20 protein-coding genes and 1 riboswitch are annotated in these 21,801 nt (G+C 33.4%); of the genes, 9 read left to right on the top strand and 11 right to left on the bottom strand.

Going from position 1 to position 21,801, the window contains the following annotated elements; genetic code table 11:
• Position 1 precedes the first annotated feature (1 nt).
• Positions 2–298, bottom strand: coding sequence for an N-acetyltransferase (locus tag ACN0QX_RS05840; RefSeq protein ID WP_248400439.1), 297 nt, complete (start codon positions 296–298; stop codon positions 2–4).
• 117 nt (positions 299–415) lie between these two features.
• Here ACN0QX_RS05840 and ACN0QX_RS05835 point away from each other — a divergent pair, with 117 nt between their 5' ends.
• Genes ACN0QX_RS05835 through cls form a run of 3 tightly spaced genes read left to right on the top strand, consistent with a single transcriptional unit; the run spans position 416 to position 3,514 of the window.
• Positions 416–1,096 carry a YqiA/YcfP family alpha/beta fold hydrolase gene (locus tag ACN0QX_RS05835; protein ID WP_248400437.1) on the top strand — a complete coding sequence of 227 codons (681 nt, stop codon included), beginning with the start codon at positions 416–418 and terminating at the stop codon, positions 1,094–1,096.
• A 34-nt stretch (positions 1,097–1,130) separates the two neighbouring features.
• Positions 1,131–2,060, top strand: coding sequence for a lytic transglycosylase domain-containing protein (locus ACN0QX_RS05830; protein ID WP_376860625.1), 930 nt, complete (start codon positions 1,131–1,133; stop codon positions 2,058–2,060).
• Positions 2,060–3,514 carry a cardiolipin synthase gene (gene cls, locus ACN0QX_RS05825; RefSeq protein ID WP_417195852.1) on the top strand — a complete coding sequence of 485 codons (1,455 nt, stop codon included), beginning with the start codon at positions 2,060–2,062 and terminating at the stop codon, positions 3,512–3,514. Before ACN0QX_RS05830 ends, cls begins: the two co-directional genes overlap by 1 nt.
• Position 3,515: 1 nt before the next feature.
• Here the strand turns inward: cls and ACN0QX_RS05820 are convergent, their stop codons facing one another.
• Positions 3,516–4,082, bottom strand: coding sequence for a DUF2892 domain-containing protein (locus ACN0QX_RS05820; protein ID WP_248400432.1), 567 nt, complete (start codon positions 4,080–4,082; stop codon positions 3,516–3,518).
• Positions 4,072–4,968 carry a DUF6263 family protein gene (locus ACN0QX_RS05815; protein ID WP_417195851.1) on the bottom strand — a complete coding sequence of 299 codons (897 nt, stop codon included), beginning with the start codon at positions 4,966–4,968 and terminating at the stop codon, positions 4,072–4,074. Before ACN0QX_RS05815 ends, ACN0QX_RS05820 begins: the two co-directional genes overlap by 11 nt.
• A gap of 167 nt (positions 4,969–5,135) precedes the next feature.
• On the opposite strand from ACN0QX_RS05815, the gene rpmH reads away from it, so the two are divergent.
• From rpmH to ACN0QX_RS05800, 3 genes are all read left to right on the top strand, one after another.
• Entirely contained in the window at positions 5,136–5,297 is a 162-nt protein-coding gene (rpmH, locus tag ACN0QX_RS05810; protein ID WP_066252696.1) for a 50S ribosomal protein L34, read from the top strand.
• 95 nt (positions 5,298–5,392) lie between these two features.
• A complete protein-coding gene (gene carB / locus ACN0QX_RS05805) occupies positions 5,393–8,245 on the top strand; it encodes a carbamoyl-phosphate synthase large subunit (RefSeq protein WP_417195850.1) in 2,853 nt (950 codons plus the stop codon).
• A gap of 86 nt (positions 8,246–8,331) precedes the next feature.
• Positions 8,332–9,183: a T9SS type A sorting domain-containing protein gene (locus tag ACN0QX_RS05800; protein WP_417195849.1), complete on the top strand. Its 852-nt coding sequence runs from the start codon at positions 8,332–8,334 to the stop codon at positions 9,181–9,183.
• Positions 9,184–9,233: 50 nt separating this feature from the next.
• Here ACN0QX_RS05800 and ACN0QX_RS05795 read toward each other — a convergent pair whose 3' ends face one another.
• From ACN0QX_RS05795 to ACN0QX_RS05760, 8 genes are all read right to left on the bottom strand, one after another.
• On the bottom strand, positions 9,234–9,938 hold the full coding sequence (locus tag ACN0QX_RS05795; RefSeq protein ID WP_417195848.1) for a DUF3307 domain-containing protein: 705 nt from the start codon (positions 9,936–9,938) through the stop codon (positions 9,234–9,236).
• 1 nt (position 9,939) lies between these two features.
• Positions 9,940–10,548, bottom strand: a complete 609-nt coding sequence (locus tag ACN0QX_RS05790; RefSeq protein ID WP_417195847.1) for a transcriptional regulator — start codon at positions 10,546–10,548, stop codon at positions 9,940–9,942.
• A 183-nt stretch (positions 10,549–10,731) separates the two neighbouring features.
• Positions 10,732–11,277 carry an acyl-CoA thioesterase gene (locus ACN0QX_RS05785; RefSeq protein WP_248400422.1) on the bottom strand — a complete coding sequence of 182 codons (546 nt, stop codon included), beginning with the start codon at positions 11,275–11,277 and terminating at the stop codon, positions 10,732–10,734.
• 1 nt (position 11,278) lies between these two features.
• Positions 11,279–11,647, bottom strand: coding sequence for a 6-phosphogluconate dehydrogenase (locus ACN0QX_RS05780; protein ID WP_248400421.1), 369 nt, complete (start codon positions 11,645–11,647; stop codon positions 11,279–11,281).
• 15 nt (positions 11,648–11,662) lie between these two features.
• Complete coding sequence (gene rmuC / locus ACN0QX_RS05775; RefSeq protein WP_248400419.1) at positions 11,663–13,060, bottom strand: DNA recombination protein RmuC; 1,398 nt, start codon at positions 13,058–13,060, stop codon at positions 11,663–11,665.
• Between the two features lie 111 nt (positions 13,061–13,171).
• Positions 13,172–13,966, bottom strand: a complete 795-nt coding sequence (locus tag ACN0QX_RS05770; RefSeq protein WP_248400418.1) for an ABC transporter ATP-binding protein — start codon at positions 13,964–13,966, stop codon at positions 13,172–13,174.
• 18 nt (positions 13,967–13,984) lie between these two features.
• On the bottom strand, positions 13,985–15,007 hold the full coding sequence (locus ACN0QX_RS05765; RefSeq protein ID WP_248400417.1) for a FecCD family ABC transporter permease: 1,023 nt from the start codon (positions 15,005–15,007) through the stop codon (positions 13,985–13,987).
• 25 nt (positions 15,008–15,032) lie between these two features.
• Positions 15,033–16,190 (bottom strand): ABC transporter substrate-binding protein, encoded by a 1,158-nt coding sequence (locus ACN0QX_RS05760; RefSeq protein WP_248400416.1) that lies wholly within the window; start codon positions 16,188–16,190, stop codon positions 15,033–15,035.
• A gap of 222 nt (positions 16,191–16,412) precedes the next feature.
• A riboswitch (cobalamin riboswitch) is annotated at positions 16,413–16,647 on the top strand.
• 116 nt (positions 16,648–16,763) lie between these two features.
• On the opposite strand from ACN0QX_RS05760, the gene ACN0QX_RS05755 reads away from it, so the two are divergent.
• From ACN0QX_RS05755 to ACN0QX_RS05745, 3 genes are read left to right on the top strand one after another with little or no spacing between them, the layout of a single operon-like run.
• Positions 16,764–18,509 (top strand): TonB-dependent receptor plug domain-containing protein, encoded by a 1,746-nt coding sequence (locus ACN0QX_RS05755; protein WP_248400414.1) that lies wholly within the window; start codon positions 16,764–16,766, stop codon positions 18,507–18,509.
• 4 nt (positions 18,510–18,513) lie between these two features.
• Complete coding sequence (locus ACN0QX_RS05750; protein WP_248400412.1) at positions 18,514–19,593, top strand: YncE family protein; 1,080 nt, start codon at positions 18,514–18,516, stop codon at positions 19,591–19,593.
• 21 nt (positions 19,594–19,614) lie between these two features.
• Complete coding sequence (locus tag ACN0QX_RS05745) at positions 19,615–21,573, top strand: DUF5074 domain-containing protein (RefSeq protein WP_248400411.1); 1,959 nt, start codon at positions 19,615–19,617, stop codon at positions 21,571–21,573.
• Positions 21,574–21,801: the final 228 nt, after the last annotated feature.

The raw sequence follows: 21,801 nt of genomic DNA, 5'->3' as shown, positions 1-21,801 counted from the left end.
ATTAGATGCGAACACCAACGGGAAGCATACTTTTGTATTGTCTGTTTTTTCTAATAAACCTGGCTATTTCAGGGCTTGTAGGAACAACACTTAAATTACGCTCTTGAATGTTTTTAAAAACGATAATTATAAATTCGTTTTGAAATGCTTCCGAAAATACGTCTTCCGGAATAATAAGCTTTGTTAAAAATATTTTACGTTCCTGAAGTGAATATTCAATTTTTGCAAGTTGATCGTCTATTTTTAATTCAAACTGACGCAAAAAGTCATTGTCAATGAGTTCATGTTCTTCTATCATAATATTCTTTTTTATTCAATGGAATTATAGGGAGTGAAAACTATTTTTATATAGTTTTGTAACACAAATTTACGAAAAAATATTGTCATTATTAATAATAAAGGCTTTTAATACCTTATGAATCAAGATATAATACATGTATATTTTATGCCCGGATTAGCTGCTAGCTCAACCATTTTTGAATATATAAAATTACCCGAATCAGATTTTAAAATTCACTTGTTGGAATGGCAAATTCCTGAAGAAAATGAAACACTTACCAATTATGCTTTACGTATGGTAAATCAAATAACAGAAAAAAATGTGGCCTTAATTGGTGTTTCATTTGGTGGTGTTTTGGTTCAGGAAATGAGTAAGCATTTAAAAATTAAACGATTAATTATTATTTCTAGTATAAAAAGCAAAAAGGAAATGCCCAAACGGATGAAAATTATGCGCGCTACTAAAGCCTTTAAATTGTTTCCGGCTTCTTTAATGGGTAATATGGATGTGTTGGCAAAATACGCTTTTGGAGAAACCGTTAAAAAACGCGTGGCGCTTTATAAAAAGTATCTGTCTGTAACAGACCCACGATATATTAATTGGGCAGTTAAAGAAATGATTTGTTGGAATCAAAATAAAGCTCCAGAAAATATTATCCATATACATGGATCATTGGATAATGTTTTCCCATACAGGCATATTAAAAATTGCATTACAATTGATAAAGGAACACATATCATGATCCTCAATAAATACCGTTGGTTTAATGAACATTTACCAGAACTTATTTTAGAGGGTTCTAGTGAATCATGTTGATTTTTTTTATAACTTTAAACAAAAACTTACAGAGATGAAATTGATGAAAAGAATGTTAATGATGGTAGGATTGTTAAGTTTAACTTTCCTATTTATTTTTGCACAACAGAACGCAAAAACGGATGAAAATTTTGAAAAGCAACTTATAAACGATTATAATGTTTATGCACTTCAAATTCCTGATAATTTGGATTTTGCAGGTGAACCTTTACCATTAAAAGATCCGGATATTTATGAACGCATGGACCGCGAATTATTGGTAAATACCTATTGGCAGTCCAACGGACTACTCATGTTTAAACGTGCTAAAAAGTACTTTCCAATTATTGAACCTATTTTAGCAAAACATGGTGTTCCAGACGATTTTAAATATTTGGCAGTAATAGAAAGTGGGTTAACCAATGCTGTATCGCCAGCAGGAGCCAGAGGTGTTTGGCAAATAATGCCAGCAACTGCACGTGAATATGGATTGGAAGTAAATGATAATGTGGATGAACGTTATAATTTAGAAATGTCTACCGAAGTCGCGTGCGATTATTTGAAAAAATCCAAAGAGAAATTAGGGTCATGGACATTGGCAGCTGCCGCGTATAATGCCGGAATGTCTGGAATATCTAGACGTTTAAGTGAACAGAATGTTACTGGGTATTACGATTTGCTTTTAGGTGAAGAAACAGGACGCTATATGTTTAGAATTGTGGCCTTAAAAGAAATTTTATCCAACGCTGATAAATATGGTTTTAATTTTAGAGACAAAGACTTATATAAAAACATTCCAACCTATAAAGTTGCGGTAGATACAGCGGTTACAGATTTTACTGCTTTTGCAGAAACATATAATATTAATTATAAAATTTTAAAAATTCACAACCCTTGGTTGCGTGAACCTTTTTTAAACAATAAGTCTAGAAAAAACTATTTTATTGAAATTCCGCAAGACGGTTACTACTCCACAAAACCTTAATGTTAGATTTCTTAAAAGATAATATTTGGATCCTTGCAATTATTCTGAACTATGTTTTGGCAATTTCGGCTGCCATTACTATTTTATTTAAAAACATAAACCCCACCAAAACCCTTTCCTTTATAATGGTTTTGGTGGTTTTTCCATTTTTAGGACTGATAGTTTATTACTTTTTTGGGCAAGAATACCGAAAGAATAAAATTTTCAATCGAAAAAATGTTCTCAACGAACAAATTATACAGAATCTGGGGAGAGATTTTGAGTTAAGTGAAAGCCAACTTCATAATTTAGATGATTATTTAGACGAAAAAATTAAACTCGTTTACCTCCTTAACAACAATAAAAACACGCCTGTAACATTACATAATGACCTTCAAATAATTAAAAATGCGAAAAAGAAATTTGAGTTATTATTTGAAGATCTAAAAAGTGCCAAACATCATATTCATTTAGAATACTACATTTTAAAAGACGATAATATTGGAACAAAACTTATTGATATTCTTTGTGATAAAGCGAAGGAAGGTATTAAAGTCCGCTTAACTTTTGATGATGTGGGAAGTAAAATGTCATGGCGAACTAAAAGAAAAATGCGCCAAAGTGGTATAGAATTTTATGCGTTTATGCCTGTTTTGTTTCCCAATTTCACGGGTAAAATGAACTATAGAAACCATCGGAAAATTGCTATTATTGATGGAAAAATAGGCTATGTGGGCGGTGTAAATATATCGGATAGCTATGTGAATTATAAAGATGGCGATTCCTATTGGCGCGATACCCATTTACGAATAGTAGGCGAAGCCTTAAAACCACTTCAAGTACATTTTTTAATGACCTGGGACTTTGTATCTAATTCTAGTTGTAAAATTTCTTCAGAGTTATTCCCTCATGTTCAAATTGAATCCACCAAGGCCGTTCAAATTGCAGCAAGTGGACCCGATACAGATTGGGCAAATATTATGGAAGCTATGTTTGTAGCCATTAATACGGCTGAAGATTATGTATATATCACCACACCTTATTTTATTCCCAATGATGAAATTGTTACTGCTTTGCAGGTGGCAGCAAAGATTGGTTTAGATGTGCGATTACTTATTCCAAAAACGTCCGATTCTTGGACAGCTAAACATGCCACCAACTCACATATTGAGCGCTTGTTAGATGCAAAAGTAAAAGTGTACCGCTACACTAAAGGTTTTATTCATGCAAAAACAATGGTAGTAGATGATTTGTTTTCTACGATTGGAACGGCAAATTTAGATTACAGGAGTTTTAATATTAATTTTGAAATTAACGCCCTTATCTATAATGAAGAAACAAGTGTTGAACTTAAAACTATTTTTTTAGAAGACCTTGAAGATAGTGAAGAACTTATCTTAGAAAAATGGCAACAGCGTTCCAAGTTTTGTAAACTAAAAGAATCCTATTGCCGACTATGGTCTCCGTTACTATAAATTAACGTCTTCTTCCACGCATTTGATTCTGACCATAATGTTGGTTTGGCCCTTGAGAACGTTTCATGTTTTCTTTCATCATTTTAATCTGATCTGCTAGCATGTTACGCTTATCTAATTTTTCGGCTTCTTTAAGCAGTAATTTAGATTCGTTTTTTCTGTTTTTAGTAAAGGCAATTCCAGCTAAATTTAATTTGGCCATGGCTAAATCATGATCCATAGATAACCCTAAAGAAATAGCTTTTTTAAAGTGTTTCTCGGCTTCATTCATGTTAGATTGGGACACCATTATGCCATGTAAATAGTAATAATAACCTTCTTGTTTCTGAACTAAAGCACTACTTGGATTTTTAATTTTATCAAGCCATTTTTTTGCACCTTCAAAATCTTGCTTTCTAAGTCTTAAGAATGCTAATAGAATAAATTCATTTTTAAAATATAGAAACACAAAAATTGATGATAGTAATATAAACATGATACCATTACCAATGTTGCCTTCTACAAATTGATAAATGGCATACGCAATGATGCCTATAGCTATGATTAATTTTATAATTTTATTGTACATAAAGTTTCGTTTTATAGGTTGTAACCGAATTTATTGTTGTTGGTATTTTTACTGAATTATTTTGCAAAGATACAGTGTTACCTTGAGTTTTAGAAGTCACAGACATAGTTTTTACAATACCTGTCTTAATATCTGCAGAAATAAGCGTTTTTTGTTCGCCCTTTAAAATCATATTGTAATTTTCTTCTTCAGACTCTAAAGAAACTTGTGCTGTTCCTAAAATGTCAATCGTTGGACGTAATGCTTTAAGAGTCCAAGTGTTTTTAGCTTCCATTTCACCCGAATAGAAGTTTTCCCAACTATCATTAACAGCTACTTTGTTTAACGGATAAATAAAGGTAAATTGTTCAAAACTATCAGAAAGGCTTTGGCTACCAAATTCTTTCTTCATTTCCTCAATCATGATTTGTTTTGTGAATTCGTCTTCAATTCCCGCGTGTTTCATCATATTATTAATTAGGCGTGTTGTACCACGAACACTAATAATATCACCAGTTTTTAAAAGTTCAATCTTCAGTTTAGATTGTGTTAGTCCAGAGAAAATAGCCGCTTCGGTATCGCCCTTTTCTATGGGTGCATCTGTATTAATAGACATAATTTCGCCATATAAATTGGAGTTTGACTGCAGTTTAAAAAGTTTGTACGTAAAATCTAAAATATAGGAGCTATCTGTGACAGTTTTAACCGCTAAAACAAACTTACTTTCCAAAATATTAGTCATTTCATGCGTCGTTCCATCAATATCTTGAGTAATTTTTTGATTAGCTTTTTGGTGAACAGCCATGCTATCACCAATTTTTAATTTATATTGCAACTGCGTTTGTGCGTTGGTATTACTACCTAATAGGGTGAATAGTAATATAATAGTTGCTAAAATTCTCTGCATTTTTTTACCTTTTTTAAGGACTGCAAAGAAACTAAAATTTTATCTAAAAAATATTTTTAAAATAAGGTTTGTTAAATAAAAAAGGGTTTGTATATTTGCACGCAGTTTTAGGGATAGAACTCTAAACAAGGTTAAAAGATATTAAGAAGACTTTAAAGATATAAGTAATGAGTAAAAGAACATTTCAGCCGTCAAAAAGAAAAAGAAAAAACAAGCATGGTTTCAGAGAAAGAATGGCTAGTGCTAATGGAAGAAAAGTCCTTGCTCGTAGAAGAGCTAAAGGTAGAAAGAAAATATCTGTATCTTCTGAGTTAAGACATAAAAAATAATGAATTAACAATTGTTAATATATAAAGGTGTTCCAAATTGGTAACGCCTTTTTTTATACCCATTCGTTAACTACTTTTGCACAAAATATTTCAACATGCCTAAAAACAAAAACATAAAATCTGTTCTGCTTATAGGTTCAGGACCCATAGTTATTGGTCAAGCTTGCGAATTTGATTATTCAGGAACCCAAGCATTACGATCATTAAGAGAAGACGGAATTGAAACTATTCTAATCAATTCTAATCCCGCAACCATCATGACAGATCCTTCCATGGCAGATCATGTTTACCTGTTGCCGCTTACCACGAAATCCATCATTAAAATTCTAAATGAACATCCACAAATTGATGCTGTTCTACCAACAATGGGTGGACAAACGGCATTAAATTTAGCGATTGAAGCAGATGAAAAAGGAATATGGGATGATTTCAATGTTAAATTAATAGGTGTAGATATTGAAGCTATTAACATAACCGAAGATCGTGAGAAATTTCGTGAACTTATGTTAGAAATTGGAGTTCCAATGGCGCCTCAAGCTACAGCAACCTCTTACTTAAAAGGTAAGGAAATTGCTCAAGAATTTGGTTTTCCTTTAGTAATTAGGGCGTCCTACACACTTGGTGGAGCAGGAGCTTCCATTGTTTATAAAGAAGAAGATTTTGATGAATTATTAACTCGCGGATTGGAAATTTCTCCAATTCATGAGGTAATGATTGATAAAGCACTTTTAGGATGGAAAGAATATGAATTAGAGTTATTACGCGATAGAAATGATAACGTTGTTATTATTTGTACCATTGAAAATATGGATCCTATGGGAATCCATACGGGCGATTCTATTACGGTTGCACCAGCAATGACATTGTCCGACAAAACCTTCCAACGCATGCGTGATATGGCTATCCATATGATGCGTAGTATTGGCGACTTTGCAGGTGGTTGTAATGTGCAGTTTGCGGTAAGTCCAGATAACAATGAAGATATTATTGCTATTGAAATTAACCCACGTGTATCTCGTTCTTCAGCATTAGCGAGTAAGGCTACAGGCTATCCAATTGCTAAAGTAGCATCCAAATTAGCCATTGGTTATAATTTAGATGAATTAACCAATCAAATCACCGGGTCTACTTCCGCTTTATTTGAGCCGACCTTGGATTATGTAGTCGTGAAAATTCCACGATGGAATTTTGATAAGTTTGAAGGGTCTGATAGAACATTAGGACTTCAAATGAAATCAGTGGGTGAGGTTATGGCAATTGGTCGTTCATTCCAGGAAGCTTTGCATAAAGCAACACAATCGCTTGAAATTAAACGTAACGGTTTAGGAGCAGACGGAAAAGGTTATAAAAATTACGATCAAATTATTGAAAAGCTAACCAATGCAAGTTGGGATCGTGTTTTTGTTATTTATGATGCCATTCAAATGGGTATTCCATTAAGTCGTATACATGAAATTACAAAAATTGATATGTGGTTCTTAAAACAATATGAAGAATTACATCATTTGGAGAAAGAAATTTCTAACTTCTCTATTGATACTATTGAACGTGATTTGCTATTAGAAGCCAAGCAAAAAGGATATGGTGATCGACAAATAGCCCACATGTTAAAATGTTTGGAAAGTCAAGTTTATACAAAGAGAGAAGAATTTAAAATTAAACGTGTTTATAAATTAGTTGATACGTGTGCTGCCGAATTTAAAGCACAGACGCCTTATTACTATTCCACTTTTGAAAATGAAGTAGAGTTAGAAAATGGCAACATAGCATCCTCTAACGAAAGTGTCGTTACAGATAAAAAGAAAATTATAGTTTTAGGATCTGGACCTAACCGAATTGGTCAAGGTATTGAATTCGATTACTGTTGTGTTCATGGTGTTTTAGCAGCTGCGGAATGTGGTTACGAAACCATAATGATTAACTGTAATCCGGAAACAGTTTCAACTGATTTTGATATTTCTGATAAGCTATACTTTGAACCTGTTTTCTGGGAACATATCTACGATATTATTCGTCATGAAAAACCAGAAGGGGTTATTGTACAATTGGGGGGACAAACAGCTTTAAAATTAGCAGAAAAATTAGACCGCTACGGTATTAAAATTATTGGAACAACCTACAAATCTCTAGATTTAGCTGAAGATAGAGGAAGTTTTTCAACTATTTTAAAAGAAAATAATATTCCCTACCCAGAATTTGATGTGGCAACAAATGCTGATGAAGCTTTAGCAATTGCAGATGTTTTGGATTTTCCAATATTAGTTAGACCGTCCTATGTTTTAGGTGGTCAAGGCATGAAAATTGTCATTAATAAAAAAGAACTAGAAGAGCATGTGGTAGATTTATTACGCCAAATGCCTGATAATAAATTGTTACTGGATCATTATTTAGATGGTGCTATTGAGGCGGAAGCCGATGCTATTTGCGATGGTGAAAACGTATACATTATTGGAATTATGGAGCACATTGAGCCTTGTGGAATCCACTCGGGTGATAGTAATGGTGTGCTGCCACCTTTTAATTTAGGTGATTTGGTGTTGCAACAAATAAAAGATCATACTAAAAAAATTGCATTAGCCTTAAATACGGTAGGATTAATAAATGTACAATTCGCCATTAAGGACGATGTGGTATATATTATTGAGGCCAATCCAAGAGCATCCAGAACAGTTCCTTTTATTGCAAAAGCCTATGGTGAACCCTATGTAAATTACGCAACAAAAGTTATGTTAGGCCAAAAGAAAGTTACCGATTTCAACTTTAATCCAAAGTTGGAAGGCTACGCTATTAAACAGCCTGTGTTCTCTTTCAATAAATTTCCAAATGTTAATAAAAAGCTTGGGCCAGAAATGAAGAGTACAGGTGAAAGTATTTTGTTTATCGATAGCTTGAAAGACGATCAATTTTACAACCTATATGCAAGACGTAAAATGTACTTAAGCAAGTAATTACTAGAATTTTAGTGCCTATTAGTAACGCTTTTTTGTAATTTATTTTCAAAAAAGCGTTACTTTTGTTTTGTAAATAGCCTATTATGATTAGAAAACTACTTCTTATACCTTTTTTAACCGTCTCTTTTTGGACATTCGCTCAAGTATCTGCGGGGCAAGTAGATGATTTTGAGGATGGAACCGTTCAGAATTGGATTATTGGAACTACTTCTGGAGCACCAGAAAACATTACCACTGGTGGACCAAACGGTGTTGATGATAATTTTTTAGAATACACATCTAACGGTGGTAATGGAGCAGGAGGTAGAATGGTGTTTTTTAACTCTTTTTCGCAATGGTCTGGTAATTTTATTTCGGAAGGAATTGTCGAAATTCAATTTCAAGCGCAAGCGTTATCAAACGATTTAAATTTACGTTTAGCGTTTCAAGGACCTATGGGTACACGAATGGTTTCTACAAACCCTGTGTTTCTTGGTGCTGGTACAGGTTGGACAAGTGTTGCTTTGTCTCTAGATGTTTCAGATTTTACGGTTGTTCAAGGACCTGCTTCTGTTGCAGATGTGTTAGGAGATGTGTTAACCATGCGTATTTTAAGTCATTCTTCAATTGACAATTGGAAAGGTGAAGTAATTGCAGCTACATTACGTGTTGATAATATTACAGCCTCTACAACATTAAGTCGTTCTAATGTTACAAAGGAATTGGGTTTTACTATATATCCAAACCCAAGTAAGTCTAAACTAAACATCCGTGTGCCTGCATCCAATAGTTTTTCTAAAGTTGAAGTTTATAATATTTTAGGATCTCGTGTGTATCAAGGTCGTATTAATGCTATAAATACATCCATAAATGTGAGTCAGTGGAATAGTGGTGTTTATTTAGTGCGAATTTCAAATGCTAAAGAAACTATTTCAAAGCGCTTTGTAAAGCAGTAACTTAATTTTTATATAATATATACAACCACTAGATTTATCTGGTGGTTTTTTTATACTAGTATTTGAAATATGATACCGGTAATGATGGCAATTCCGAAGCTAATAAGCGTGCCAATTAAAATGTATTCCGTGAGTTTTCGGTGTTTACTTTCTTTTAAATCACCAAATCTAAAAACGGACTTTGCGGTAATTAAAAAACCTACAGCTTCCCAATGATTCATAACAATAAATATGAATACCAGAAGACGCTCAAGAATTCCTATATATTTGCCTGCATCCTTTAATGATTCGTTGCCCTTGGTGAGTTTCTCTATATTCCATTTGCTAAAAATAGCCTGCATGATTATAGAAACAGGTTTGGTTAAAAACAGCAAACAGGTAAGTAGAAGTAGAGCAGATTCAGTAGGTATTTCAGAAGTTGTAAACCATGTATTTGTGTAGATGAAATAAGCAGCAAAAATACTGATGAGGTGTAACAGCTGATCAATAAAAAACCATTGACGTTTGGTTTTTTTATTTTGAAAAAACAGTTTGATAGCATCTATAATAAAATGCAATACTGTAATAATTAGTAGTAATGGCCAATAGGATACATCCCAAACGAGAATAAATAACAACGCCATATGAATGGCAACATGTAAGTAGAGTTTAGGCGATTTTAGTTTTCTCTTTTCCTTACTTTTTACCCAAGATTTTGGTTGAAGGATAAAATCTCCAATTAAATGTGCTAAAACAAGTTTTATCAATAAAATCATCCTACAAGTTACTTATTTTAATGATATACAAGTTGTTCAGTTCTAATATTTCTTCAAGATTAGCGCGTTTCATTCGTTTGCTTACGGCTTCTTGATTAATACCAATTAGTTGTGCAATTTCACTTTGAATCTTATGGGGATTTTCAATCTGTGTTTTTATAATTTCGGCAGAATTTACGGTCCAATTATCCATGCTCATCAAGGCTAATTTAAAGTATAAATTTAGGTCTCTATTTAAAATAGGATCCGGGGTTTTTAGCTTTAAATTAATCTTATCCTTTTTTAGGTTTTCTAATGTTTCACCAGAAAATTGAAAGGCTTCTCCATTTGATTCGGTTACGGTGTCACCTTGATATGTTTTAGTACCAATTCCTATTGCTATGCGTACATCTAAGCCTTTTATCATTTTAACACAAGCTTTGATATAAACAGCATGTAAAAAGCCGTTTTGAGGGTTTTTTAGTTCTATTTGAAAGCTATCACCTCTGTATATTTCCCATAAGCGCGTGTCAGACTCTAAAAAGGTTAGCGCATCCTTGAGCTGCGGCAACCAAATAGCTGGTTTGACGTTTTTAGAGTTTATTATGTCGCCTGTAATAACGCTAGTCATATTTGTTGATATTGTAATTGTATGCCTTTATTTATGAATAATTTAAAATATTCCATAATTAAGGAATAATTTAATATATTCCTTTTAAAAGGAATAATCAAATATCGAATATTTAATTGAAATATCCAAATACTTGGTAATCAAAACAAATTTAGAAAGGGTGTTTGGGCTATATAACTAAGATTATAGGTCAATTTTAATATTGTAATCGGCTAATTCTTCCAAATAATTTTCTAAAACAAAATCGGTACTATTAAACTCAATAAGCCTATTTTTCTTGGTTTTATTACGTTCAATAGCCTTTAAAAATCGCCTTACTTCTTCTAAAGAAGATAAAATGAGTCCAGGAACCGGCGACGATTTTCCCTCATCATCTTTGGCAACCATGGTAAAATAGGATGAGTTACAATGTTTAACATGTCCTGTTCTAATATTCTCCGCTTCCACACGAATTCCAACAACCATAGATGTTTTTCCTACATAATTAATAGAAGATTTCATGGTAACAAGCTCACCAATTTCCACCGGTTCTAAAAAATTTACGGTATCCACAGAAGCAGTTACACAATAGTTTTCTGAATGTTTGGAAGCGCAGGCATATGCAATTTGATCCATTAGGCTCAACATATAACCACCATGAATTTTACCACCAAAATTAGAATGCGATGGCTGCATTAATTCTGCAATGCTAATACGCGAACATTCTACAGTTTTATAAGGTTTCTTCATATTAATAGCGCCTGTTATTGCGTTCTTTATCCAATACTACTTTGGTAATAAAATATTTGGTGTCACCTAACCAAAATAGGGTTTTATACCGTTCAAAATAATGTAATTTTACATATTTACCTTGCATTTCTGTTAAGTCCTTTATGACTTGCTCCTCGTTATCTTCCACAGAGAATTCAAACAATTGGGCTTCTGAAACACCTTGACTTATTTCGCCTTCCCAAGTTTTTATAATAACGCCTTTACTACTAAATTTCACCAGTTCGCCGGCGCGAATACCTTCACTATATGTGGCAAAATAAATAAAACAGCCATAACCAACTATGACTAGGACTAAAGCAATTATTAATTTAGTTACTATATTTTTCATCGTATAATTTGTTTGTTATTCGTCGTCATCAGCAGACAGTTTTGCTCTTTTTAAAATAGCTTCGGGTAATGCTTTTTTAGCTTTAGCACCTAATTTTTTAATTTTTTCTACACTGGTAATAAGGTTTCCTTTTCCTTCCACGAGCTTATTCATGGCCGATGAATAGTCTTTTTTAGCATCGTCAATTTTCTTTCCTACACCTGTTAGGTCTTTTACTAAACCTTCAAATTTATCATATAAAGCACCAGCTTGCCTGGCAATTTCAATGGCGTTTTGTTGTTGTTTTTCGTTATTCCACATACTATCTACCGTTCGTAAAGTAGCTAAAAGGGTAGAAGGTGTAACAATAACTATATTTTTCTCGAATGCCTTATTGTAAATGGAATTGTCTGCATTAATGGCTACCGCAAAAGCCGGTTCTATCGGAATAAAAAGCAATACAAAATCAGGACTTTCTATATCGTATAAATCTTCATATTTCTTTTCAGAAAGTTGGTCTACGTGCTTTCTAATAGAATTTATATGCGCTTTAAGATAAATTTCACGTTCATCATCTTCAGCGTTTACATAGCGTTCGTAATCTGTTAATGACACCTTACTGTCAATAATCATTTTTTTATTATCCGGTAAATGCAATACAATATCCGGAAGCACTCTGGTACCATCTTCCCTTGTAAAGTTTTGCTGAACAAAATACTCTCTATCTTTTTCTAAACCAGATTTTTCTAAAACGCGTTCTAAAACTAATTCGCCCCAATTTCCTTGCATTTTACTATCCCCTTTTAAAGCTCTAGTTAGATTTGTAGCTTCAATAGTCATTTGCTGATTTAAATCTTTTAAACCCAACAATTGTTCTTTTAAAGCCGAATGCATGCTGATACTTTCCTTTTGTGTATCGTCTACTTTTTTCTCGAAAATTTGAATTTTTTCTTGAAGCGGGTTTAAAATATTTTTAATGTTCTCTTTATTCTGAAGGGTAAACTTCTCTGTTTTTTCGTCTAAAATTTTAGTAGCTAATAGCTCAAAATCCTTACGTAATTGTTCTTGGCGAAGTTCTAATTCTTCATCGCGTTTTAAAAGTTGTTGTTCCAGGTTTTCGTATTCTGAATTACGTCGTGCTAATTCTGAATTTAGAAGTTCTTTTTCCTTTCTAATGTCATCTCTATCAATTTCAATTTTGGATAGGAGTTCTTTTAAATCCGTTGTTTGTTGATTAAAATAGGATTGTTGTTTTTGAGTTTCTTCATCAAAAGAAACCTTTAAATTAGATAGCTGTTGTTGCAAATTAGTGTTTCGCTCCTCAAGAGTACTTGTGTCACTTTTGTTTTTTAGTTTGGAAATAGTCAGACCAATATAGGCGCCAATAGCACCCGAAAAAATAATAGCAATAATGAGAATAAGGCTGTCAATCATTTTTAAAAAGAGAATTTCACCAAAGATAATTTTTTTTAATTGGAACGTGAAGAATTCTTAAGATGAACTTACAGCACAAAAACAATAAAAATGAAATACGGATTGATCCAATTATTTTCGAACCCGAAAGCTTCCCGATTTTTTATCAAAAGCAATTAAATCTTTAGGAAAAAGGGTTTCAAAAACACCTTCAGAAATCAGGTTGCAAGGCGTATCGGTTATAACCGTATTGTTTGTCATGACCACCATAGTGTCACACAATTGAATAGCCAAATCTATTTCATGCGAAGAAAACAGAATGGTTTTATGGGTTTCTTTAACCAACTTTTGAAGTAATTTTAATATGTAAGCTTTGTGATACATATCCAAATGCGTCGTTGGTTCATCCAGAATAATTAAATCGGTATCTTGAGCCAAAGCACGTGCAATCATGACTTTTTGTAATTGACCATCACTTAATTCAAAGCACTTTTTATCTTTTAATGCTTCAATATTGGTTTGGTTTAAAGCCCGATTAACAACTTCCAAATCATTTGCAGATAAATTCCCAACCCAATTGGTATACGGTTGTCGGCCTAAAGCCACCAATTCAAAAACAGATAGATTTTTAGAAGCAATTTTTTCAGTTAATACCAAACTCATGGTTTTAGCTAAATCAGCATTTGTATAGGTTTCTAGATTTTTTTCATTTAGAAAAACCGTTCCTGATAATTTATCTTGCACATGAGTAAGCGTTCGTAAAAGTGTGGATTTACCAATACCATTAGCACCAACTAAACCAATTAACTGCCCTTTTTTTAAAGCCATATTAATATTGGAAGTCACAATGGTGTTTGCTTTCTTGGAAGCGTAACCAATGGTGAGGTTTTCCGTTTTAAGAATAGTATGTGGGTTGCTTTTAGTCACTTTCTATATTCTTTATTATTAAAATAACATTTTACGTTTACGAACTAACAACCAAATAACCACAGGAGCTCCCATTAATGACGTAATTGCGTTAATTGGCAAGGTATAATCACTAGTTGGTAATTGCGCAATACTATCGCAAATAAGCATGATAATGGCGCCAAATAAAAACACGGCTGGAATTAATATTTTATGATTAGATGTTGTAAAAATTTGACGTGTAATATGAGGAATAGCTAAACCAATAAAAGCAATAGGTCCAGCAAAAGCGGTTATGGTTCCCGCTAATAAACTAGTAGCAATAATAATAATAAGTCGCGTTTGCTTGATGTTTAATCCAAGACTTTTCGCATAATTTTCACCTAATAAAAGTGAATTTAAACCTTTGATTGAGAAAATTGTCAACAGCATGCCGAGGCTATAAACGATAAAGAAAATACCCAATTCTTGCCATGATAGGTTTCCTAAACTTCCAAATCCCCAGAAAATATATTGCTGAAGTTGTTCTGCGCTACTAAAGTAGGAGAGGACACTAACCACAGCAGCAGTAATGCTGCCAAACATAAGTCCTATAATGAGGATAGCCATGGTATCTCGTACTTTTGAAGACACCACTAAAACTGCTGAGAGCACGAGAAAACTCCCTAAACTAGCCGCAATAATAATACTCCATTTGGATACAAAAATTGTGGCAAATGCGCCACCAAAAACTCCAGCTCCTAAAATAACGAGTGCCACACCCAAACTAGCGCCGGAACTGATACCCAAAACAAACGGACCAGCCAATGGGTTTCTAAATAAGGTTTGCATTAATAATCCAGAAATACCTAATCCAGAACCGACTAAAACCGCTGTCAGTGCTTTTGGTAAGCGGTAGTCTTTAATAATATAGGACCAAGATTCGTGGTCTAAAGTGCCAACAAAACTTTCAAAAATTGCCGATATGGGAATAGATACCGAACCCAAACTAATATTTGCTAAAATGCAAATTACCAGCAGGATTATGAGGGTAATAAAAGCGTATGTATAGTTGGTATGCATAAAACGGATTCGTGCAAATATCGGTTTATTCTAGGCGTTTAAAAAACTGTAGTTCATAATTTTCAAGTAATTCAGGATGTGCTATTTTTACCAAGTCCTTCAATACCAAATCAGGTCTGGCCGTTCCTATTTCATAATAGGTAACACCGCCTGTTTTACCAGCAGTATTAACAAAAGAATACATGTTTTTATTTTTGAAAGCATCAAATTGGGTGTAGTGTGAATTAGCTTTTTCTAAAGCTTCCAATGAATTATAGTAGGAAGGGCTAATCCAGATATCTGCATCTTTGGCTTTATTAAATACCACTTCAAAATTTAAAGCTAGGCTTCCTTTGCTTTCCGAATTTGCCCATAAATAATCTACGTTGGCATCTTTTAAAAGTTGCGCTTCTGGACTTGTTCCGCTTGGCAAATACCAAATGTCTTTATGCATGGCACCACTTAAAACCCTAGGTTTGCTGCTGGCATTTTCAGCTAAACTTTTAGCTTCTAAATAATCGGTTTCAATCGCTTTAAAAATAGATTCCGCTTGGTTGCTTTTATTATAAAGTGCTCCAAAAAATTTAACCCATTCTGCTTTTGCTAATGGCGAAGTTTCTACCCAATCACCATTGTAAATAACAGGAATTCCTGATTTTCTGATGGTTTCAAAACTTTTATTATTGCCGTCAATACCAAAACCAATCACCACATTTGGGTTCAGTTCCAATAATACTTCGGTATTAATGCCTTCATTTTTTCCGAGTTCTCTAATAGCACCCGAATCAATTAATTGTCGCGTTTTTTCGGAAGAAATATAATCGGTTCCTGGAAATCCAATTAAGGTGTTTTCAACCTCTAATAATTCCAATGCAGGAATATGGGTTGTTGATGTAACTACCATTTTTTCAACAGGAATAGTAATTATGCCATCGTAATCACTTTTGTTATATGTGCTTACAGCAGCCTGCGCTTTAGTAAGCAAAAGATAACGGTAGTTTTTATCAGAATCTGGCCAAGGATTGTTAATGGTTAGTAGTGTGGAATTTTCATAATTTGTAATGGCAAAACCTGCGGCATAATCAATTTTTATAGATGATTTGCTGGTTTTGGGTAGGCTAATTTCTTGCTTGGTTTTGTCTTGACAATTCCAGAAAAATAAACTCAATAGAAGCGTAATGAAAACTATCTTTTTATGTAACATTTGTAACGTTTGAAGAATTAAAAATCACGTAAATTTATAGAAAATTTTTAACTATGCGTGACGGTTCAAATGTAACATTATATATAGTAGCTGGCGTTGTAATCTTTCATTTTTTAGCAGGATTTATTTATTTACTTTATAAAATGACCAAGAAAAAATAAGGTTCATGGTGCTAATCTGAAAAGAATAATTACTTTTGCCGTGAATTTGGTTTGATAGTAAATCAGCATGTTTTTAAGTGGTATTTAAATCCTGTTAAAAATGTTCACGATTGCTTCAATTAAAAGGGAATCTGGTTAAAATCCAGAGCTGTTCCCGCAACTGTAAGTTTATACTCAACGCAATTGAGTATCTCTATTTAGAGATGTTATTACTTCAATAACCACTGGTTTTATTACTGGGAAGGTTTAATAGCATAAAACAAGTCAGGAGACCTGCCAATTTTATAACCTTAAAAATAAAAGCTTTCGGGTAAAGGGCTCATTGATTATGAATCGATTTTTCACATTGTTGATATTTTTGTTCTGTTGTGCAATTTTTGCGCAAGTCAGTCCGGTTACGGAATTGAATACTGTGAATTTGAAATACATCAAATTAAAAGATTCGGTTTATACAACAACGCAAACCGTTTTAAATGATAGTGTTTTAAAACGCAACCAAACATCACTTACCAGTCTTTTAAATTATAATACCACTATTTACTTAAAAGAAAATGGTTTAGGTATGGTTTCTTCGCCTAGTTTCAGGGGGACAACGGCACAACAAACGGCGGTTTTATGGAATGGCATTAATATAAATTCACAAACAACGGGTCAGACAGATTTTAATACTGTTAATACCCGTGGATTTGACCGTGTTGTTGTCAAGTCTGGTGGCGGTGGCGTTGTGGATGGTAGTAATGCTATTGGCGGCAGTATTTATTTGGAAAATAATATTAAGTATAATGCAGGTTTTGAAAATGATTTTTTTTTAAAATACGGCAGTTATAACACCTACGGATTAGACTATAAAACGGGGTATTCAACGAAAAACACGAGCTTTTCATTAGGTATTTCACGTCAAGGTTCTGATAATGATTACGAATATTTAGGAACAAACAGAACCAATGAAAACGGTCAATTTAATAATACGAATATCAGTTCGACTTTTGGTTTTAAGTTGGATAAGAAAAATGCCATTAATCTTTATACTAATTTATATGATGGCAAACGAAATTTCTCCCTTCCAACGCCAAATGCTTTAGAAACAAAATACTACGATTTTAATACGCGAAGTATGGTGGAATGGGTGTCCAAATCCTCGTATTTTACGTCTAATGCTAAAGTTGCTTATATCACTGAAAACTATAGATATTATCCCAATATAGCTAGAGATTATAATACCTATGGTGATGTGGGTAGTCTGTTTGTAAAATACAATTTAGATTATGAATTAGGCCGTATGCTTTTCAGCGGTGGCTTTAATTACAACCATAATAATGGCGAAGGTTCTGATATACAACATGAAAACCGGGATTTAGGGTCTGTTTTTTTGGGTTTAAAACATAAATTAAGCAAACGGTTTATGTATGAAATTAGCTTGCGTCAAGAATTAAATGCTAATTATGAAAACCCATTTTTATATTCAGCAGGAATTCAAGCCGAAATCACCAACTTTTATAGTTTGAAATTAAATACTTCAAAAAACTTCAGAATCCCCACTTACAATGATCTATACTGGGAAGGATTTGGTAATCCGAACTTAAAACCAGAGTTATCCTATCAAGGTGAAATGAGTAACGTTTTACATATTCCAAATGCTTCGTTAACCATTAACGGTTACTATAATAAAGTCCAAGATTTATTATTATGGGTACCAGATGTTGCCGGTATTTGGCGACCTGAAAATGCGGAGAACGTTAATATTTATGGTCTTGAAGGCATATTGTCTGCTAATAAAAAAATTGGAGCGCATACTATAAATGTATCGGCAACCTATGCCTACACGGTTTCAAAAAATGAAAAAACAGATAAGCAACTTATTTATGTGCCGTATCATAAACTGACAACTGCAGTTAGTTATAGCTTTAAAAAGCTGTCTACCTATTATCAATTTATAAATAACGGAGAGGTTTTTACTACAACGGATAACGCTGTAGAGCATATACTTAATAGCTATATGGTAGCTAATTTCGGTATAGAATATAATCTTGGTAAAAAAACGAATAAATATATACTAGGTGTACAGGTTCTTAATTTATGGAATGAATCCTACGAAAGTGTGCAAAACAGGCCTATGCCCGGTAGAAATTTTAATATGTATTTGAACTTTAATATTTGAAATTATGAATAAACAGGTGAAATTAGTTGTCATGTTCGCTGCGGTTTTATTGCTGCAGAATTGTACGAGTAACGACCGTGAAATTATAATTGACAATCCGCCACCATCTGGCGATTATGCCAACGGTATATTTGTTTTAAATGAAGGAGGTTATACGTACTCCAATGCTTCGGTATCATTTATAGACAACTCTGGCCAAGTATATAACAACGTATTTTATGGCGTTAATGGTAGAAAATTAGGCGATGTAGCGCAAAGTATGGCGTTTTATGGAGATAAAGCATATATACTAGTCAACAACTCCAACACTATTGAAGTTGTAAATCGCTATACGTTTGAGCTTATTACAACCATTGAAAACGATATTTTAACACCACGTTATATGACTTTTGATGGTGCTAAAGGTTTCATAACCAATTGGGGCGATCCAGCAGATACTACGGATGATTATGTAGCTGTTTTGGACACAGAAACCAACGCTATAATTAGTACTATTCCAGTTGCAGAAGGGCCAGATGGCATATTGAATAATAATGGAACTTTATACGTGGCGCATTATGGTGGCTGGGGTTATGGGAATACAATATCGGTGTTAGATGCGGTTAATGAAACAGTTACTGCTAGTATTGATGTTTCTGATATGCCAGGAAGTATGGTAACTCATAATAACGATTTATATGTTATTTGCGCCGGAAAAGAAGATTACACAGGCGCTGAAACTTTAGGCGGTTTATACAAAATAAACATGGCAACAAACCAGGTTACCGACCAAATTATTTTTGCAGATGGTGTTCATCCAGATTATTTAGAAATTAATAATAATTTACTTTTATATACTTTAAATAGAGACGTTTACAAGGTGGATTTGAATGATTTTAGGCTACCTGCAACTCCCTTATTTACTACAAGCACTCAAAATTTAGGGGTATTGTATGGTTTTACTATTATTAATGAAACTATTTATATAGCAGATGCTAAAGATTTTGTTTCTAACGGTGATGTATTAGTATACAACTTACAAGGAGATTTTCAGGAAAACTATAATGTAAAACTTATTCCTAACGGATTTTATAACAACAACTAATTAAATAATAAACGCAATACAATGAAAAAAAATTATCTATTCTTATTAACATCTATTTTTGCTTTTTTAACCTTTTCCGGCTTTGCACAAGTCGGCTACAATAATGGTGTTTTTGTTTTAAATGAAGGCATGTTTGGTACAGATACAGCATCTGTTTCTTTTATAAGTAATTCAGGAACGGTTAGTAATGATGTTTTTGCAACCGAAAATCCAGGTATGGAAATTGGGCAGTTAGCTCAAGGGATGGGCTTTGATGGCGGTAATTCTTATATCGTGTCAAACGGAAGTCATGAAGTAAACGTGATTGATCGTCTAACATTTGCCCATGTTGCAACCGTTACAACGGGATTAGATAATCCACGCTATATAGTGTTTGATAACGGTTTTGGATATATTACCAATTGGGGTGATCCTACAGACATTACTGATGATTATATAGCGGTAATGGATTTAACAACAAATACAATAACAAGTACCATTCCAGTAGTTGAAGGACCAGAAGAAATTATAAAGCAAAACAATCAATTATTTGTAGCGCATCAAGGTGGTTATGGTCAGGGAAATACGGTTTCAGTAATCAATTTAAGCGATAACAGTGTTTCAGAAATTACGGTTTCCGATGTACCAAATTCTATTGTAGCTGATCATGATTATTTATATGTGCTTTGCGGTGGAAAGGAAGCATGGACAGGTGAGGAAACGTTAGGGAAACTATATAGAATAGATTTAAGCGATTTTTCTGAAATGGATGTTTATAACTTTGCCACAGGGGAACATCCAAATTTTTTACAAGTTGATAATGGTCAAGCCTATTATGTGGTAGATAATAATATCTATAATTTTGATTTTACAGGGGGTTTGCCAAGTACGGAACTCATCAATACAGCATCGGAAGGCGTTGTTTTAGCTTACGGATTATCGCTTCTAGACAATGTGCTTTATTTATCGGATGCTGAAAATTATGTTAATGATGGTAAAGTCGTTACTTACAATACAACAGGAACGTTTCAGAACTCTTATACCGTAGGTATTATTCCTAATGGGGTATACAAATATAACATGCCATTGGGTATCTATCCTCCACCAGCAGGTCAATCAGAAACGACTGCTATTGCCCAAGAGGATGCATTATTTGTAGATTGGGCTTCAGGTGCCGATGTAACAAGAGGTTTAATCAATATTTCTGACTCAGGAAGTGGTTATGCTACTGTAGGTGTAGAGTCTAATGTTATAGGTATTGCTAATAACGCGATTATAAGTTTAGGTGATGGAGGTGATGCTATTTTAACCTTTGATACACCAATTACTGACGGATCTGGATATGATTTTGCTGTTTTTGAAAACTCATTTAGTGATACTTTTTTAGAACTGGCTTTTGTTGAAGTAAGTTCAGATGGTGTTAATTATTTCAGATTTCCAGCACATAGTCAAACGCAAACGGATACACAAGTAGGTGGTTTTGGAGCTGTTGATGCTACTTATATCAATAATCTAGCAGGAAAATACCGTGCAGGTTTTGGAACACCTTTCGATTTAAGTGATATTCCTAACAATCCTTTATTGGATAAAACTAGAATTACACACGTAAAAGTTATTGATGCTATTGGAACTATTGATCCGGCGTTTGCTACTTACGATTCTTATGGGAATATGATAAACGATCCATATCCAACACCGTTTGGTTCTGGTGGTTTCGATTTAGATGCCATTGGGGTTATTAATCAAGCTAGTTTGAGTATGGCAGATAATAAACTAACCGAATTGAAAGTATATCCGAATCCAGCTTCTAATTTCTTTAGCATAAAAGGTGTTAGTAACGTTATGGATATTGAAATGTACGACATAACAGGGACGTTAGTAAAACAACTTAAAAATACGCGTTTAAAAACTATCGATATTTCTAATTTAAAACAAGGTGTTTATTTGGTAAAAATAACATCACAAAATAAAAACGGATTGTATAAACTGATCAAGCAGTAAAACAATTTTTTAATATCTAATTGAAATGCCTCTATACTTAAACGTTACGTTTAAGTATAGAGGCATTTTTTATGAGTTAGAAATTAAATCGCAAAACCAAAACCCTGACGCGGCACCGGCTGAATTTGGTTTTGGATATTCGCGATAAGTCTTTTCACCAATTTCAAAAGCTATAGGTGTTTTAAAAATGGGATCATCAAAACAAAAGGTATGGAATTCACCATTTTC

The organism is Bizionia sp. (genome assembly GCF_048259285.1).
Classification (GTDB): Bacteria; Bacteroidota; Bacteroidia; order Flavobacteriales; family Flavobacteriaceae; genus Algorimicrobium; species Algorimicrobium hallyeonense.
Note: the sequence above shows the minus strand (reverse complement) of the source record. Positions and strands in the feature narration are given on the sequence as shown.